This window comes from Bradyrhizobium diazoefficiens (assembly GCF_016616235.1).
GTDB lineage: Bacteria > Pseudomonadota > Alphaproteobacteria > Rhizobiales > Xanthobacteraceae > Bradyrhizobium > Bradyrhizobium diazoefficiens_H.
On sequence record NZ_CP067100.1, the window covers coordinates 1,601,484 to 1,616,945 of the forward strand.

The following is a 15,462-nucleotide window of genomic DNA, read 5'->3' on the forward strand; positions in this document are numbered from 1 at the left end:
ACCGACGTTGGCGCCCCACATTGACTCCCTCTCCCAAGTCGGGGAAAAGCGCGGCTGTGACGATCGCTCCCGACATCTCTGCGAAGCCAGACGCCGCCGCCCGCCGGCTCCTCCTCATGGCCGCGCTCGTCATCGCCGCAATGACGCTGCTGCGCATCGTCTATGCCTCCGCGATCGAGCTGCGCACCGACGAGGCCTATTACTGGACCTGGTCGAAGGAGGGAGCGTTAAGCTTCCTCGATCATCCTCCGATGATTGCCTGGCTCGTCCGCTTCGGCACCGCGATCTTCGGCGACACCGTCCTCGGCGTGCGCTTCGGCGGCATCGTCGCCATGCTGGTGACGCAGCTGCTGCTCGCCGACATCGTCCGCCGCCTCACCCATGATGCGCGCGCGGTCATGTTCGCGGTGCTGATGCCGGAAGCCGCGCTCTATTACGGCCTGCTGATGGCCAAGGTTGCCCCCGACGTCGCTATGATCCCGTTCGCGGTGGCGATGATGTGGTCGCTGGTGCGGCTGGCGCAAAGCGGCGACGGCCGCTGGTGGCTCGCGGCCGGACTGTTCGCGGGGTTGTCGCTGCTGTCGAAATTCACCGCGATCATGTTCGCCCCCGCGGTTGCGGCGTTCCTGCTGGTGCCGGACTGGCGCTGGCGCTGGCTGCGCAGCCCTTATCCTTACCTCGCGGTGCTGATCGCGGTCGCAATCTTCTCGCCGGTGCTGATCTGGAACGCGCAGCACGATTGGGCCTCGTTCCGTTTCCAGGGCGTGCGCGCCACCGCCAATTACGGCATCTCGCTGCGGACGATCGGCGATTACATCGGCCTGCAATTCGGCCTGGTCGGCTTCGTCATGCTGCCGGTCGTGCTGTCGGCTTTGGCGATGACGGCATGGCGCGGCTATCGCGCGCGCGAGCCAGTCGCGATCCTGCTGTCGACCGCGGTGCTGGTGCCGTTCCTCTATTTCCTCGTGAAGTCGATGACGCTCCGGGTCGGCGATACCTGGCCGATGTTCATGTGGCCGGTCGGCTTCGCCGCCGCCGCCGTCAACCTCGTCATGCTGTCGCGTGAGGGCTGGCCGGCGCGGCTGATCCGGTCGAGTGTTCTCTGGCTCAACATTGCGGTGGTCTCGGGCGTCGCCTTCGTCGTGATCGTGTTCCTGTACTACGTCGCCGCGCCGTGGAATCTGCTCGGCAAGATCGACCCGATCGGCGCCGAAGCTGGCTACGAGCAGCTCGCCGCGCGCGCCCAGGCCGCACTCGACGAGACCGGCGCGACCTGGATCGCGACCACGGACTATCGTACCTACGCCATGATGCGCTGGCTGTTCCGCGGCCGCGTGCCTGTCGTGGAGATCAACGAGCGCGGCCGCTTTCAGGATTTCCGTGATCCCGGAATGAACAGGATCAAGGGCCACGCCGGCATCTATGTCGGCCGCGAGCCGGACAATCGCGCACCGGTGTGGGATTCGATCTCCGCGCAGCGCCAGCCGCTCGGCGAAGTCGAACGCCGCTGGCGCGGCGTGCTGACGGATACCTATGTGCTGGAAAAGCTGACGGGCTGGACGCCGGACCTGTCACCGCCAAAAGATTCGCCGTTGTTCCAGTGGCGCGTGCTGGCGGGCGAGTTCAGGGCGAGACTGGCGCGCCTTTTCTTACCCTCCCCTGGAGGGGGAGGGTCGATCGCGCGCAGCGCGAGCGGGGTGGCGTGATCTCTCCACGCGGGCAGCATGCGAGGTGGAGAGACCGTCACCCCACCCCGTCTCGCATCGCTGACGCGCTGCGAGCCGACCCTCCCCGTTCAGGGGAGGGTAGAAGAGCCGCTACTCTTCCTCGTCCTTCTTCCGCAGCAGATCCGTCGCGAGGTCCGACAGCTTCGGGGGCGGCAGCGCCGCGAACGGTAGTGGTCGCGTCACGTCGATCGCGGCGAGGCCCAGCCGCGCCGTCAGCAATCCGTTCAGCACGCCTTCGCCCAACCGCTGCGAAAGCTTTGCCGCAATCCCGTGTCCCAGCATCTGCTGCACCAGGCTGTCGCTCGCGGCCATGCCGCCGGTGATGGCGAGATGGGCGATGATTTGGCGGAGCAGGCGGATCATGCCGAGTGCGCCGGGGCGGCCACCGTAGAGGAAGGCGAGCTGGCGGATCAGGCGCAGCGCGGCGACAAACACGAACATCACGTCGATTGCCGCGCGCGGGCTCACCGCCGTCACGATCGAGACCTTTTGTGCGGCCGACGAAACCAGCCGTCGCGCTTCCGCATCGAGCGGCGACATCAGCTCGCGTTCGGCGAGCCGGATCATGTCGGCGCCGTCGATGATCTCGCCGGCGTGGCTTTCCAGCTTGGCGCGGGCGCGCGCCAGCTGTGGATTCTGGTGCGCGATCTTGAGCAGGTCCTGCACGATGACGCGGCTCTCCTTGCGATCGTCGCTGGCAAGCACCGCGGCTGCGCGTTGATGCAGCTTCTCGATGATTGTGAGGCGCGCGAGGCCAAACGCCTCGCGGCCGATCACCACGGCCAGCGCAAGCGCGGTGACGAAGGCGAAGGCAAGTCCGACGAAGCCGAGGCTTTCGCTGCGCGCAAACAGGTCCTCGATCAGGTGCACCACGCCAAGCCCGGTGCCGAGCAGCGTCAGGCCGGCAAGGCCGGACCAGAACAGCGTGCCCCAGGGAAAGCGGCGTCGCGCGGGAAGTGCGGTTTCGATTGGCACCGGGAAGTTCGATGGATCGGGCTCCGGCGTGATCTGGATGGTGGCGCGGCCGAGCCGACTGGTCTCGTCGGATTCGCTGACGATGACGCCGGGATCGTCGAGCCGGAACGTCGCCGGCCGTCGTGGCTTCGATCGGTCGTTCATGACAGCTTGTCTCCGATCAGGAACTGCAAGGCACGGTCGAGGCGGATGTGTGGCAGCGCCGGCTCGCTGTCGCCCTCGCGCTCGAGCTTGGGCGGACGGAAGCGCAGGAAGCGAAAATCGCTTGTCTCGGCGGCCTGCGTCGACAGCCCCCGGAACGCGTCCGCGCCGTTGAACAGCGGCTCGGGATCCAGCGGCAGGTCGCCCGGAAAGGTCGCGACTTCCGTGTTGCCGTCAAAGAACTCGCCGCCGGCGCTTTCGCCCGCGGCTGGCGTTCCCAGGATCGAAGGCAATTTGTCGCGGCCATGCGCAACCTGCGCCTCGCGCGTGGCGCGTACCGCGGCGAGCGCGACGACGTCGATCTGCGCGCCAGTATTTTCCGCACGCGCGACGGCGCGGCTCACGGCGCGACGCAGCACCGCCTCGAGCCGGTCGTGGCTGGAATGATGCAGATGATCCGCCTTGGTCGCCGCGAACAGGATGCGGTCGATGCGCGGCCGGAACAGGCTGGATAGAATCGTGCTGCGGCCGATGTTGAAGCAGTCGAGAATGCCCGCGAGCGCGGCTTCGAGATCGTGCAGCGCCTCGGGGCCGGAGTTGAACGCGGCGAGCGCATCGGCCAGCACGATCTGGCGATCGAGCCTTGCGAAATGATCGCGGAAGAACGGCCGCACCACAACGTCCTTGTAGGCCTCATAGCGGCGCACCATCATCGCCCATAGCGATCCCTCGCCCGCCTGTCCGCCCGCGGGCACGTCCAGCGGCGCAAAGGTCAGCGCCGGCGTGTCGGCGAGATTGCCGGGCATCAGGAAGCGGCCGGGCGGCAGCAGGCTCATCGCAAACCGCTCGTCGCGGCAGGCGCGCAAGTAGCTGGTGAACAGCTTTGCGGCCGTCAGCGTCGCCTGTTCATCCTCGCGTGCTTCGGGCTTGAGCGTCGCAAGATGCGCGTGCCACTCCGCGGCGAGATGCGCGCGCGGCGCCTCCCGCGACAGCGCAAGGCTTTCGGCGGACCATTGCTCATAGCTCTTTTGCAGCAGCGGCAAGTCGAGCAGCCATTCGCCGGGATAGTCGACGATATCGAGCGTCAGCGTGCGGTCCGCGCCATTCGGGCGCTGGTAGTCGATGACGAGGCGCAGCTCGCTGATGTCGACGGTCGAGCTCGGCCAGCGCCGCTCCTCGATCAGCGCGCGCAGATGGCTCTCATAGGAAAAGCGCGGCACGGCATCGTCCGGCTGCGGCGCCAGATGCGCCCGCGCGATCCGGCCCGAGGCATAGGCCTCGAACACCGGAAACCGGCCGCCGCGGGTGAGGCCATGGATCAGTGCCGTGATGAACACCGTCTTGCCGGCCCGCGACAGGCCGGTGACGCCAAGCCGCACCGTCGGATTGAAAAAATGCTCGCCATAGTCGATCAGCGCCCGCGCCGACAGGCGCGCCTCCTCGACCATATCCTGGAAACTGAATGCCATATGAAGGTGAGGGGGCTCGGGCGAGGGATACGCAAAACGGATTAGTCACAAAAGTGGCAACTGCCTGATAAAAATCAAGCTTCATACTTCCACCGCCTTTGTCGGCAAATCAGCCGTTTGAACGACGCGCCGGTCCTGAAGGACCATAAAAGAGAGCATTGCCTCAGCCATTCTCGGATTGTCATGACCGTGTTCAGACTGAAACAGTTTGCCTCCACCTCCGTGCACGCCGCAGCCGACGCGATGGGCTGGAACTACGATCGCGCCGAGCTGATCGCTGACGGAATCATCCATGCGATCGGCCTCCTCGCCGGCACCATTGCAGCGACCGTGCTGGTGGTGCTGGCGGCGGTCTACGCCGACGCCACAGATATCGTCGGCGTCTCGATCTATGTCGCCGGCCTGCTGTCGATGCTGGTGCTGTCGGCGACTTATAACCTCTGGCCGGTCTCGCCGGCCAAATGGCTGCTGCGGCGGTTCGACCATTCCGCGATCTATCTGCTGATCGCCGCGACTTACACGCCGTTCATCCTGGAGCTGAAGGACAGTGTGTTCGCGCTGGCGCTGCTCGTCTGTGTCTGGTGCGTCGCTATCGTTGGTATCGTGCTGAAGCTCCGATATCCCGGTCGGTTCGACCGCGTCGCGGTCGGCATCTATCTCGCCATGGGCTGGAGCGGAATGATGCTCTACGATTCCGTGGTCAAGGCTTTGCCCGCCCTGGTGCTGGGCTTCATTTTTGCCGGTGGCCTGCTCTACAGCCTTGGCGTGATCTTCCACGCCTGGCGGCGGCTGCGCTTCCAGAACGCGATCTGGCACGGCTTTGTCTTGGCTGGCGCGGCGTGCCATTATACCGCGGTGCTCGACCTCGTGCTGAGCTGAGCAAGCTCAAGAAGCGGTATCATCAAGAGGAGACGTCGCATGCAGGTGACCGGCAAGGTCGTGGTCGTCACGGGCGGCGCAAACGGCATCGGCAAGGCGCTGTGCGAGGCCTTTCATCAGGCAGGCGCGGCCAAGGTCGTCGTCGCCGACATGGACGTCGGCAATGCGAGGGCGGTCGCCGCCACGGTGGACGGTGCAGCGTTCAAATGCGACGTCGCGCAGGAAAAGGATATTTCGCACGTCATCGAGGAGACCGAACGGCAGTTCGGGCCGATCGAGCTGTTCTGCTCCAATGCCGGCATCGGCGGCGGCTTCGATCCGATGTCGGTCAATGCCGGCGGCAATTCGGACGAGCCCTGGCAGCGCAGCTGGGCGATCCATGTCATGGCGCATGTCTATGCGGCGCGGCATCTCGTCCCCCGCATGAAGGCGCGCGGCGGCGGCTATTTCCTCAACACCATCTCGGCCGCGGGCCTGCTCTCGCAGGTCGGCAGCCCGGCCTATTCGACGACAAAACATGCCGCGGTTGGCTTTGCCGAAAATCTCGCGATCTCGCACAAGGCTGACAATATCAAGGTGTCGATCCTGTGCCCGCAGGGCGTCGACACCAACATGCTGCGCTCGATCCCAAAGGGCCCGCAATCCGGTGATGGCGATCTCACGCCGGAACAGGTGGCGAAGGACGTGCTCGCCGGCCTTGCGGAGGAGACGTTCCTGATCCTGCCGCACCCCCAGGTGCTCGGCTACATGCGCAAGAAGACCGAGAACTACGACCGCTGGATCGGCGGCATGGCCAAGATCCAGGCAAGGATGCGGGAGGAGTTCGGGAAGTAGCCGACGCTGTTCCCGCAATTGACGCTGTCATGCCCCGCGACCCGTCTACGCCAAGGCTTCGCCGGGGTTGAGATCCAGGGGCGCCGAAGCTTTAGCGTAGGCGGCAGGCGGGGCATCCAGTACTCCGCGGCTTCTCGATTTAATCACTGCGGCCTCGGAGTACTGGATCGCGCGCCCCAGTGCGCAATTGCGCACAAGGCGGGGCAATGACAGCTGCGTGTGTGGCGGCATTCGCCCTAATGCTTCTGCCCGTACAGCACCGGCACCGCCGAATCCACGACGACCTCTATGAGGCAGGTGCCCTCAAACGCCATCCCGCGCTTCAGCGCATCGCCGAGCTCGGCCGCCTTGCTCACCCGCGCCGCATCGCAGCCCATGCCTTCGGCGAGCCGCACGAAATCGATTCCCGGCAGCTCCAGCCCGGGCACGTTCCGCACCTGCATCACCTGGCTGAACGAGCGCATCGCGCCGTAGCCGGAATTGTTGATGACGACGACGGTGAGCGGCAGCTTGCGCTGCGCGGCGGTCCAGAGTGCCTGGATGGAGTACATCGCCGAGCCGTCGCCGATCAAGCACACCGTGCGCTGCTTCGGTTTGCCCAGCGCCATGCCGACCGCGGCGGGCAGGGAATAGCCGAGGCCGCCACTCGCCATCGTGTAAAAACTGTCCTGGCCGGGCATCGGCATGAATTTCTGCATCGCGGGCCGGTGCGAGGGCACTTCCTCGACCAGCGAGGCGCCATCCGGCATCGCCTGCGACAGCGAATGCAGCAGGAATTCGACGGGCAGCGGATCGGCGGCTGATGGCGCCGGCAGCAGCGTGCGGCCTTTCGGCGTCGCGCGTTTGCTCTCGGGCAGCTGGTCGAGCAACAGACTCAGCGCCGGCTTCATGGTGGCGATGATGCTGGTGCCGACCGGCGTCACCGCGGCCGCGTCCGGATCGTCGGTGATCTGGAAGATCGTCGCGCCGCCGTCGAAGATCGCGGCGTGGCCCTCGACGTGGAAGGTAAACACCGGCGCGCCGATCACGACCACGAGGTCGTGCGCGCGCAATGCGTCGGAGAGTTGCGCCGGCGAGGCGTGCAGGAAGCCTGCGAATTGCGGATGCCGTTCGGGAAACGAGCAGCGCGCCGAGAACGGGCTGACCCAGACGCTGGCCTTGGCCTTCTCGGCGACACGCACCATCAGATCGACCGCGCCGGCGCGGTCGACGCCGGGCCCGACGACGAGAGCAGGGTGCTTTGCAGAACCGAGTGCCGCGACCAGCGCCTTCATCGCCTCAAGCTCCGGCCCGATCTCGCGGCTGACCTTGCGCGCCTCGACCGGCGCGCAGGCATGTGTCCAGTCATCGATCGGGATCGACACGAAGGTCGGCCCGCACGGCGGCTGCATCGCGGTGTAATAGGCCCGCGCGATCGCGGCCGGCACATCCTCGGGCCGCGCCGGCTCGACGCTGTACTTGACGTAGGGCCGCGGAAACTCGGAGGCGCGCTCGGCATAGAGGAAGGCCTGCAGCGGCAGGATCGATCGCGCCTGCTGGCCCGCGGTGATCACCAGCGGCGTCTGGTTGCGATGCGCGGTGTAGATGTTTCCGAGCGCATTGCCGACGCCGGCAGCCGAATGCAGATTGACGAAGCCGGCGTTGCGCGTCGCCTGCGCGTAACCGTCGGCCATGCCGACGGCGGACGCTTCCTGCAGCGCCAGCACGTAGTCGATGTCGTCGGGCCAGTCGCTCAGGAACGGCAGCTCGGTCGAGCCGGGATTGCCGAACACTTTTTTGATGCCGAAAGATCGCAGCAGGTCGAGGGTGGCCTGCTTGACGGTGACGGACTTGCTGCCGGTCTTGCCGTTCTTGGACATGGTTTCCGTCCCTGTTCTTTCCTCATCCTGAGAAGCGCGGAACGCGCGTCTCGAAGCATGAAGGCCCGGCTGGTGGCCCCGCCCTCGAGACGCCGCTGCGCGGCTCCACAGGGTGAGGGTCTAGATCGTCACGTCGCCGCTCGCAATGACGGGGGCGTCGTCACCACACCGCCGTCCCCTTCATCGTCGGCTGCCCCTCCGCATTCGCGGTCCACAGCTCCATGCCATCAGCGGTCTCGGTGGCATTCACGGAGAACTCAGTGCCCTCGAACAGGGGCTGCACGCCGCGATACGAAAACTTCTTCGGCGCCTTGCCGCCGCGCAGCTTCGCCGCCATCTCGATGATCAAAGCCGCCTGCAAGGGGCCATGGAAAATGAGACCAGGGTAACCCTCGACCTTGGTGACATAGTCGCGGTCGTAATGGATGCGGTGGCCGTTGAAGGTCAGCGCGGAGTAGCGGAACAGCAGCACGGGATCGGAGACATGGATCTCGCGATGCTGCGCCGTCGGCGGGGGAGGCGGGGTCTTGCCAGCGGGCGCACTGCTCGTCATCTCGCGATAGACGATGTCCTGCCGCTCGCGGATCGCGGTGCCCCGTGGGCAAGAGATGCTGTGCTCGACCGAGACGAAGCACAAAGTGCCGGTCGATCCCGTCTTCACCTGCACGTCGGCGATGCGCGAGGTCCGCGTCGATTCATCGCCGACCTGCAGCGGCTGCAAGAACTGGATCTCGCCGCCGGCCCACATCCGGCGCGGCAGCGGCACCGGCGGCAGGAAGCCGCCGCGGGTCGGGTGGCCGTCGGGCCCGAGCATCGACATCGGAAACACCGGCTGCGCCAGACACCAATGCACGGTGAATGGCGCGGCATCGCCCGTCTTGGGCTCGCCGACCTCCTGGAATAGCGTCGCGCGCAGTCCCTTGACGAGCTGCGCGGTGACGATGTCGCTGGCCTCCGTGCTGCGGCCGATCCATTGCCGCAAATGATCGATGTCGAGCTTCCCGGTCATGGCGCTTCGCTCTTCTTACTTTTTGGACTTTGGATTTTGGCCAATCGCAGGCACCGCGCCGTAGGCGCGCGTCTCGCCGACGATGATCGGGGCCGGCGCGGGATAGCTGACCTGGCCGTTCGGCGTGTCGACCTCGATGCGGCGCAGATGCGGATGGTTGGCAAGGTCGGCCATGGTGTTAACCTCGGCGAAGGCGATGTCGGCGTCGGAGAGCCGTTTCAGCAGCTCGTCCCGCGTCATCTTGCCGAAGATATCCGCCACCGTCGTATCGGTGAAGTCGCGGTTGCGCACGCGCTCGACCATGTTGGCGACGCGCGGGTCGGCCGGCAGGTCGGGCTTATCGAGCACCTTTGCGCAAAGCGTCTTCCATTCGCGCTCGCTCTGGATCGAGATCAGAATGTCCTTGCCGTCCTTCGAGGTGAACACGCCATAGGGCGCGATCGAGGGATGGCGCAGGCCCATGCGCTTGGGCGGATTGCCGGCTTCCGCATTGAGCAGCGGCACGGTGCACCAGTCCGCCATTACGTCGAACATGGAGATGCGGATGTCCGCGCCCTTGCCGGTGCGCCCGCGCGCGATCAGCGCCTCCAGGATCGCTGCGTGCGCGGTGGCGCCGGTCGCCACATCCACGATCGACATGCCGACGCGCGAGGCGCCATCGGGATTGCCGGTGATCGAGGCCAGGCCGCTCTCGGCCTGGATCAGGAGGTCATAGGCCTTGCGGTGCGCGTAAGGGCCCTCGTCGCCATAGCCGGTGATCGTGCACGAGATCAGTTTTGGATAGTCCTTCAAGAGCCGCTCGCGCGAAAAGCCGAGCTTGTCCATCGAGCCGGGCTTGAGGTTCTGGATCAGCACGTCGGCGCTGGCGATTAGCTGCTCCAGCTCGGCGCGGCCCTCCTTCGTCGTGAGATCGACCACCGCCGATTGCTTGCCGCGGTTGAGCCAGACGAAGTAGCTGCTCTGGCCCTTGGCCGCCGCGTCATAGCCGCGAGCGAAATCGCCCTCGGGCCGCTCGATCTTGATCACCTCCGCGCCGGCATCCGCCAGCCGCGAGGAGCAGAACGGCGCCGCCACGGCCTGCTCGACCGCAATCACCCTGATGCCGTCCAATGCTCCCATGATGGCGGCCTCAGTACGAGCGGGGCATGCCGAGCACGTGCTCGGCGACGAAGGACAGCACGAGGTTGGTCGAGATCGGCGCGACTTGATAGAGCCGCGTCTCGCGGAATTTGCGCTCGACGTCGTATTCCTCGGCGAAGCCGAAGCCGCCATAGGTCTGGATGCAGGCATTCGCTGCCTCCCAGGACGCATCCGCCGCCAGCATTTTTGCCATGTTGGCCTCCGCGCCGCAGTCGAGGCCGGCCTCGTATTTGCGGGTGGCTTCCTTCACCATCAGCTCGGCCGCGCGCATCGCTGCGTAAGCCTTGGCGATCGGGAACTGGATGCCCTGATTCTGACCGATCGGCCGGCCGAACACGCTGCGCTCCTTGGCGTAGTTCGTCGCCTTGGCGATGAACCATTTGGCATCGCCGACGCATTCGGCGGCGATCAGGATGCGTTCGGCATTCATGCCGGAGAGGATGTAGCGAAAACCCTTGCCCTCTTCGCCGATCAGATTCTCCGCCGGCACCTTCATGTCGGTGAAGAACACTTCGGTGGTGGCGTGGTTCATCATGGTGCGGATCGGGCGGATCTCGAGGCCCTTACCCTTCGCCTCGCGCATGTCGACGATGAACACCGAAAGACCATCGGTGCGCTTCTTGACCTGATCCTTCGGCGTGGTGCGGGCCAGCAGGATCATCAGGTCGGAATGCTCGGCGCGGCTGGTCCAGATCTTCTGGCCGTTGACGATGTAGCTGTCGTTGCCCTCCTTGCGCGCAAAGGTCTTGAGCGAGGAGGTGTCGGTGCCGCTGGTCGGCTCGGTGACTCCGAAGGCCTGCAGGCGCAATTCGCCGCTCGCGATCTTCGGCAGATATTTTGCCTTCTGCTCGGCATTGCCGTGCCGCAGCACCGTGCCCATCGTGTACATCTGGGCGTGGCAGCCGCCGCCGTTGCAGCCCGCGCGCTGGATCTCTTCCAGGATTGCCGCCGCAGCCGAGAGCTTCAGGCCTGCACCGCCATACTCTTCCGGGATCAGCACCGAGAGATAGCCGGCCTCGGTCAGCGCATCGACGAAGGCTTTTGGGTAAGCCATTTCGCGATCGAGCTTGCGCCAATATTCGCCGGGAAACTGCGCGCAGAGCTTTGCGACGGCCTCGCGGATGTCGGCGTGATCTTCGGTGTGGTGGTCTTCACTCATGGCGTTTCCTGTTCGGTGCGGCAGTCAAGATAACGCCGGCCAACCCTCTGGCGTTGTGAAAACATCGCCAGCCCCCTATGCTCATTTGCTATAGCGTATGAAGTAGCCTTCCAGGATTGGCAAGCATGGATTTCCGGCAGCTCAGGACCTTCAGTTGCGTGGCGGAGCTCGGCAGCCTCTCCAAGGCCTCCGACACGCTGCGCGTGGCGCAGCCGGCGCTTTCCAGGCAGATCAAACTGCTGGAACACGAGCTGCGCACGGAGCTGTTCACCCGCAACGGCCGCGGCATGGTGCTGACGGAAGCGGGGCACCTGCTGCTGGTGCGCACCTCCGGCATCGTGCGGCAACTGGACCAGATCCGCGACGACATCCAGTCGGCCAAGGGGCCGCCCTCGGGGCAGGTCGTGCTCGGCCTGGTTCCGACCGTGAGCTGCGTGCTGTCGGCGCGCTTTGCGCGGCGTTGCGTCGAAAGATTTCCCGGCATCTCGCTGCGCATCGTCGAGAGCTACAGCGGCCATCTCGTCGAATGGCTGCATCGCGGCGAGATGGATCTCGCGATCCTCTATGGCCGCTCGGCCGATCTGCATCTCAACGTGCAGAGCTTGGGGCGCGACAACATCGTCGCGGTCGGCCCGCGCGGCTGCGGGCTCGCGCGCAAGAAGAGCGTCGAGATCGGCTGGCTGCTGCGGCAGCGTCTGGTGCTGCCCAGTCATTCCCACGGCCTTCGCGCGCTGATCGAGCACGCCGCCGCGCAGCGCAAGATCAAGCTCAATGTCCAGCTGGAAGCGGATTCGTTCCGCGTGCTGACGAGCCTCGTCGAAGAGGGGCTCGGCTTCGCGTTGTTGCCGCCGTCATCGGTCCACGGCGAGGTCGCGGATGGGCGGCTGGAAACAACAGCGGTGTCAAAGCCGATGACGCGCGAGCTCATTTTCGCTTCTCCAATCGACCGCCCGGCCTCCACAGCCTCGCTGGCCGTCACCGCGCTGCTCCGCGAGGAAGTCGCCGCCTGCCGTAGGGAAGGCGTGTGGGACATCAAGTTGAGTTAGGTGCTTTCAACGCGGTTTAGGACAGAAGGCCGCGAGCAACCCTTCGCATGTTGTGCGAGCTGTCATGCCGGAATTTTATAGCTGGCGGCTCCATACTCCGGTGTCATTGCCCGCCTTGTGCGCGCTTGCGCACTGGGGCGGGCAATCCACATTCCAGAGACCGCGCGGCTAAACCGAGAGGCCGCGGCGTACTGGATGCCCCGCTTTCGCGGAGCATGACAGGGAAGCTTGAGGAGGCGGCTTGCCTCAAGGGAGTCCGTAGAAGCGCGGCTACCCCGGAATCCTTACCGGCAGCGACTCATAGCCTTTGATGAAGCTCGAATAGATCCGCTTGGGCTCGCCGACCACCTCGATCCGGTCGAACCGCTTCAGCATCTCCTCCCAGACAATCTTGAGCTGCAGCTCGGCGAGGCGCATGCCGACGCAGCGGTGAATGCCGAAGCCGAAGGAGAGATGCGTGCGCGGGCGCGGGCGGTCGATGATGAAATCGTTCGGCCTCTCGAACATCTCCTCGTCGCGGTTGCCGGAGACGTACCACATCACGACGCGGTCGCCCTTCCTGATGTGCTTGCCGCCGATCTCGGTGTCTTGCAACGCCGTGCGCCGCATATGCGCCAGCGGCGTCTGCCAGCGGATCACCTCCGGCACCATGGAATCGATCAGCTCCGGATTGGCGCGCAGCTTGTCGTATTGGTCCGGGTTCTCGTTCAGCGCCAGCACCGAGCCGGTCATGGTATTCCGCGTCGTGTCATTGCCGCCGACGATCAGCAGGATGATGTTGCCCATGAGGTTGTCGGGGTCCATGTGGCGGGTGGCGTCATTGTGCGCCATCAGCGACAGGAGGTCGTTGCGCGGCGCGGCGTTGACGCGCTCGTTCCACAGCTTGGACATATAGGCGTAGCATTCGTCCATCTCGCGGCGGCGCTCTTCGGCCGACGCGACGATGCCGCTCTTGGGCAGCGCGGTCGAGACGTCCGACCAGCGCGTCAGCTTGCGCCGCTCCTCCCAGGGAAAATCGAACAGGGTCGCCAACATCTGCGTCGTCAGCTCGATCGAGACGCGCTCGACGAAGTTGAAGGTCTCGTTGCGCGGCAGGTTGTCCAGCACGGTCCGCGAACGCTGACGGATCAGCTTTGCCAGCTCGTCCAGATGGGTCGGCGTGAACATCGGCGACACCGTCTTGCGCTGTGCCGAGTGCTTGGGTTGGTCCATCGCGATGAAGCTCGGCCAATCGTAACCATCAGGCACGTCTCGGATCGAGATGCCGCCGAGCGTCGAGTCCGAGGAGAAGATGCCGTGATTGGTGTCGACATGCATGATGTCGTTGTATTTCACCACCGACCAATAGGGCTCGATCGGCGCATTGGTGCAGTAATGCACCGGCTCTTCCTTGCGCAGCCGCTCGAACCACGGCCACAGGGTGTCGTCCTGGAATAGCCTGGGCGCGCCGGGGTGGAATTGCGCCAGCGGTGTCGCATAGGCCTCCTCGCGGGCTCTGCGCATGCGTTCGGCTTTGTCCACTTTAACCGGCGCTTGAATGTTCATGGTGGTGGCTCCAGTGTGTCTGCTTAACCTCTCCCGCTTGTGGGAGAGGTGGGCGCGTAGCGCCGGGTGAGGGCTCTATCCTCTCGGGGATTGTCCCGTTGCGGAGGCACCCTCTCCCCAACCCTCTCCCGCAAGCGGGAGAGGGGGCGCGGCATCCTCGTGGTTTAACTCACGCCGCAATCTTCACGGGCAAGCTTTCGAGTCCCTTTACGAAACTCGAATAGACCCGCCTGGGTTCGCCGACCACATCAATATGGTCGAACCGCTTCAGGATCTCTTCCCAGATGATCTTGAGCTGGAGCTCGGCAAGCCGCAAGCCGACGCAACGGTGGATGCCGAAGCCGAACGAGAGGTGCGTGCGGGGGCGGGCGCGGTCGATGATGAAATCATAGGGCTTTTCGATCGCCTCCTCGTCGCGGTTGCCCGAAACGTACCACATCACGACCTTGTCACCCTTCTTGATCTGCTTGCCGCGGAACTCGAAATCGGAGAGCGCGGTGCGGCGCATATGCGCCAGCGGCGTCTGCCAGCGGATCACCTCCGGCACGAAGCTGTCGAGCAGCGCCGGATTATCGCGCAGCTTGCGATACTGCTCCGGATGCTGGCTCAGCGCGAGCAGCGAGCCCGACATGGTGTTGCGGGTGGTGTCATTGCCGCCGACGATCAGGAGGATGAGATTGCCGAGGAAGTTTTTCGCGTCCATGTCGCGGGTGGCGTCACTGTGGGCCATCATCGACAAAAGGTCGCTCTTCAGCGGCTGGGCGATGCGCTCCTTCCACAGCCGCGAGAAATACTGCGCGCATTCCGTCAGCTCGACCTGCCGCTCGTCCTCGGTCGCGACGAGGCCGTCCGGGCCGGGAATGGTGGTGGCGATATCGGACCAGCGCGTCAGCTTGCGGCGATCCTCCCAGGGAAAGTCGAACAGCACCGCCAGCATCTGCGTGGTCAGCTCGATCGAGACCTGATCGACCCAGTCGAACACCTCGCCGCGCGGCAGATTGTCCAGGCACTCGGCGGAGCGCTTGCGGATGTTGATGGCGAGATTGTCCAGATGCGTCGGCGTGAACATTGGCGCCACGCTCTTGCGCTGCGCGGCGTGGCGCGGCGGGTCCATCGAGATGAAACTCTCGCGGCGCAAATCCGGGTCGATGTCGCGGATGGTGATGCCGCCGAGCGCCGAGGCCGAGGAGAACACGGCGTGATTGGTCTCGATCTCCATGATGTCGTTGTAGCGCGTCACCGACCAGTACGGCCCGAACATCGAGTCCTTGCAATAGTGCACGGGATCCTCACGGCGCAGCCGGTCGAAATATGGCCAGAACGTATCGGTCCTGAACAATTCAGGATCGCCCGGATCGAACTGCTCCAGCGGCAGCGACGTGGCGCGTGCGCGAAGTGCGTCGAGCTTCGCCGCGCTCTCGATCGTCCCATGCATGACCGTTCTCCCTGACATCGACCGCGCGTTCTCGTTGAATTCTGCGCTGCGGTATTTGATTTGCAATTACAGCCGGTTGTCTGCGCCGGAGCAAGGGCGAGTTTTGCCACATCCAACCTTTGCGAGCGGAATCGGGCGGACGTCACGTGGATGTGTCAACGTGATCTGCCGCACGCCGTTGGCCGGAGAATCCTGCGAGAAATCGACCACAATCGAGGCAAATCGAACCTGCCCATCTTGGGGA

Annotated in this window: 12 protein-coding genes; 4 read left to right on the forward strand and 8 right to left on the reverse strand. The window is 65.0% G+C overall.

What is annotated here, in order from left to right; translation table 11 throughout:
* Nucleotides 1-116: 116 nt before the first annotated feature.
* Complete coding sequence (locus JJB99_RS07615; protein ID WP_246775290.1) at nt 117-1,706, forward strand: glycosyltransferase family 39 protein; 1,590 nt, start codon at nt 117-119, stop codon at nt 1,704-1,706.
* Nucleotides 1,707-1,817: 111 nt separating this feature from the next.
* Here the strand turns inward: JJB99_RS07615 and JJB99_RS07620 are convergent, their stop codons facing one another.
* Both JJB99_RS07620 and JJB99_RS07625 read right to left on the reverse strand, forming a co-directional pair.
* A complete protein-coding gene (locus tag JJB99_RS07620) occupies nt 1,818-2,846 on the reverse strand; it encodes a YcjF family protein (protein ID WP_200498191.1) in 1,029 nt (342 codons plus the stop codon).
* Nucleotides 2,843-4,312 (reverse strand): YcjX family protein, encoded by a 1,470-nt coding sequence (locus JJB99_RS07625; RefSeq protein WP_200498192.1) that lies wholly within the window; start codon nt 4,310-4,312, stop codon nt 2,843-2,845. Before JJB99_RS07625 ends, JJB99_RS07620 begins: the two co-directional genes overlap by 4 nt.
* A gap of 183 nt (nt 4,313-4,495) precedes the next feature.
* On the opposite strand from JJB99_RS07625, the gene trhA reads away from it, so the two are divergent.
* Entirely contained in the window at nt 4,496-5,191 is a 696-nt protein-coding gene (trhA, locus tag JJB99_RS07630; protein ID WP_200498193.1) for a PAQR family membrane homeostasis protein TrhA, read from the forward strand.
* 39 nt (nt 5,192-5,230) lie between these two features.
* Nucleotides 5,231-6,025, forward strand: a complete 795-nt coding sequence (locus JJB99_RS07635) for an SDR family oxidoreductase (protein WP_200498194.1) — start codon at nt 5,231-5,233, stop codon at nt 6,023-6,025.
* Between the two features lie 236 nt (nt 6,026-6,261).
* Here JJB99_RS07635 and mdlC read toward each other — a convergent pair whose 3' ends face one another.
* From mdlC to JJB99_RS07655, 4 genes are all read right to left on the reverse strand, one after another.
* The gene (gene mdlC, locus JJB99_RS07640) at nt 6,262-7,884 is read right to left on the reverse strand and encodes a benzoylformate decarboxylase (protein WP_200498195.1); all 1,623 of its coding nucleotides are present in this window, start codon (nt 7,882-7,884) and stop codon (nt 6,262-6,264) included.
* 160 nt (nt 7,885-8,044) lie between these two features.
* Nucleotides 8,045-8,893, reverse strand: coding sequence for an FAS1-like dehydratase domain-containing protein (locus JJB99_RS07645; protein WP_200498196.1), 849 nt, complete (start codon nt 8,891-8,893; stop codon nt 8,045-8,047).
* Between the two features lie 15 nt (nt 8,894-8,908).
* On the reverse strand, nt 8,909-10,012 hold the full coding sequence (locus tag JJB99_RS07650; protein ID WP_200498197.1) for a CaiB/BaiF CoA transferase family protein: 1,104 nt from the start codon (nt 10,010-10,012) through the stop codon (nt 8,909-8,911).
* Between the two features lie 10 nt (nt 10,013-10,022).
* Nucleotides 10,023-11,192 carry an acyl-CoA dehydrogenase family protein gene (locus JJB99_RS07655; RefSeq protein ID WP_200498198.1) on the reverse strand — a complete coding sequence of 390 codons (1,170 nt, stop codon included), beginning with the start codon at nt 11,190-11,192 and terminating at the stop codon, nt 10,023-10,025.
* Between the two features lie 125 nt (nt 11,193-11,317).
* Between JJB99_RS07655 and JJB99_RS07660 the strand changes: the two genes are divergently transcribed.
* Nucleotides 11,318-12,238: a LysR substrate-binding domain-containing protein gene (locus tag JJB99_RS07660; protein WP_200498199.1), complete on the forward strand. Its 921-nt coding sequence runs from the start codon at nt 11,318-11,320 to the stop codon at nt 12,236-12,238.
* Nucleotides 12,239-12,508: 270 nt separating this feature from the next.
* On the opposite strand, the gene JJB99_RS07665 is transcribed toward JJB99_RS07660, so the two are convergent.
* Both JJB99_RS07665 and JJB99_RS07670 read right to left on the reverse strand, forming a co-directional pair.
* Nucleotides 12,509-13,783 (reverse strand): cytochrome P450, encoded by a 1,275-nt coding sequence (locus tag JJB99_RS07665; protein WP_200498200.1) that lies wholly within the window; start codon nt 13,781-13,783, stop codon nt 12,509-12,511.
* Between the two features lie 169 nt (nt 13,784-13,952).
* On the reverse strand, nt 13,953-15,218 hold the full coding sequence (locus JJB99_RS07670) for a cytochrome P450 (RefSeq protein WP_200498201.1): 1,266 nt from the start codon (nt 15,216-15,218) through the stop codon (nt 13,953-13,955).
* Between the last annotated feature and the right edge of the window lie 244 nt (nt 15,219-15,462).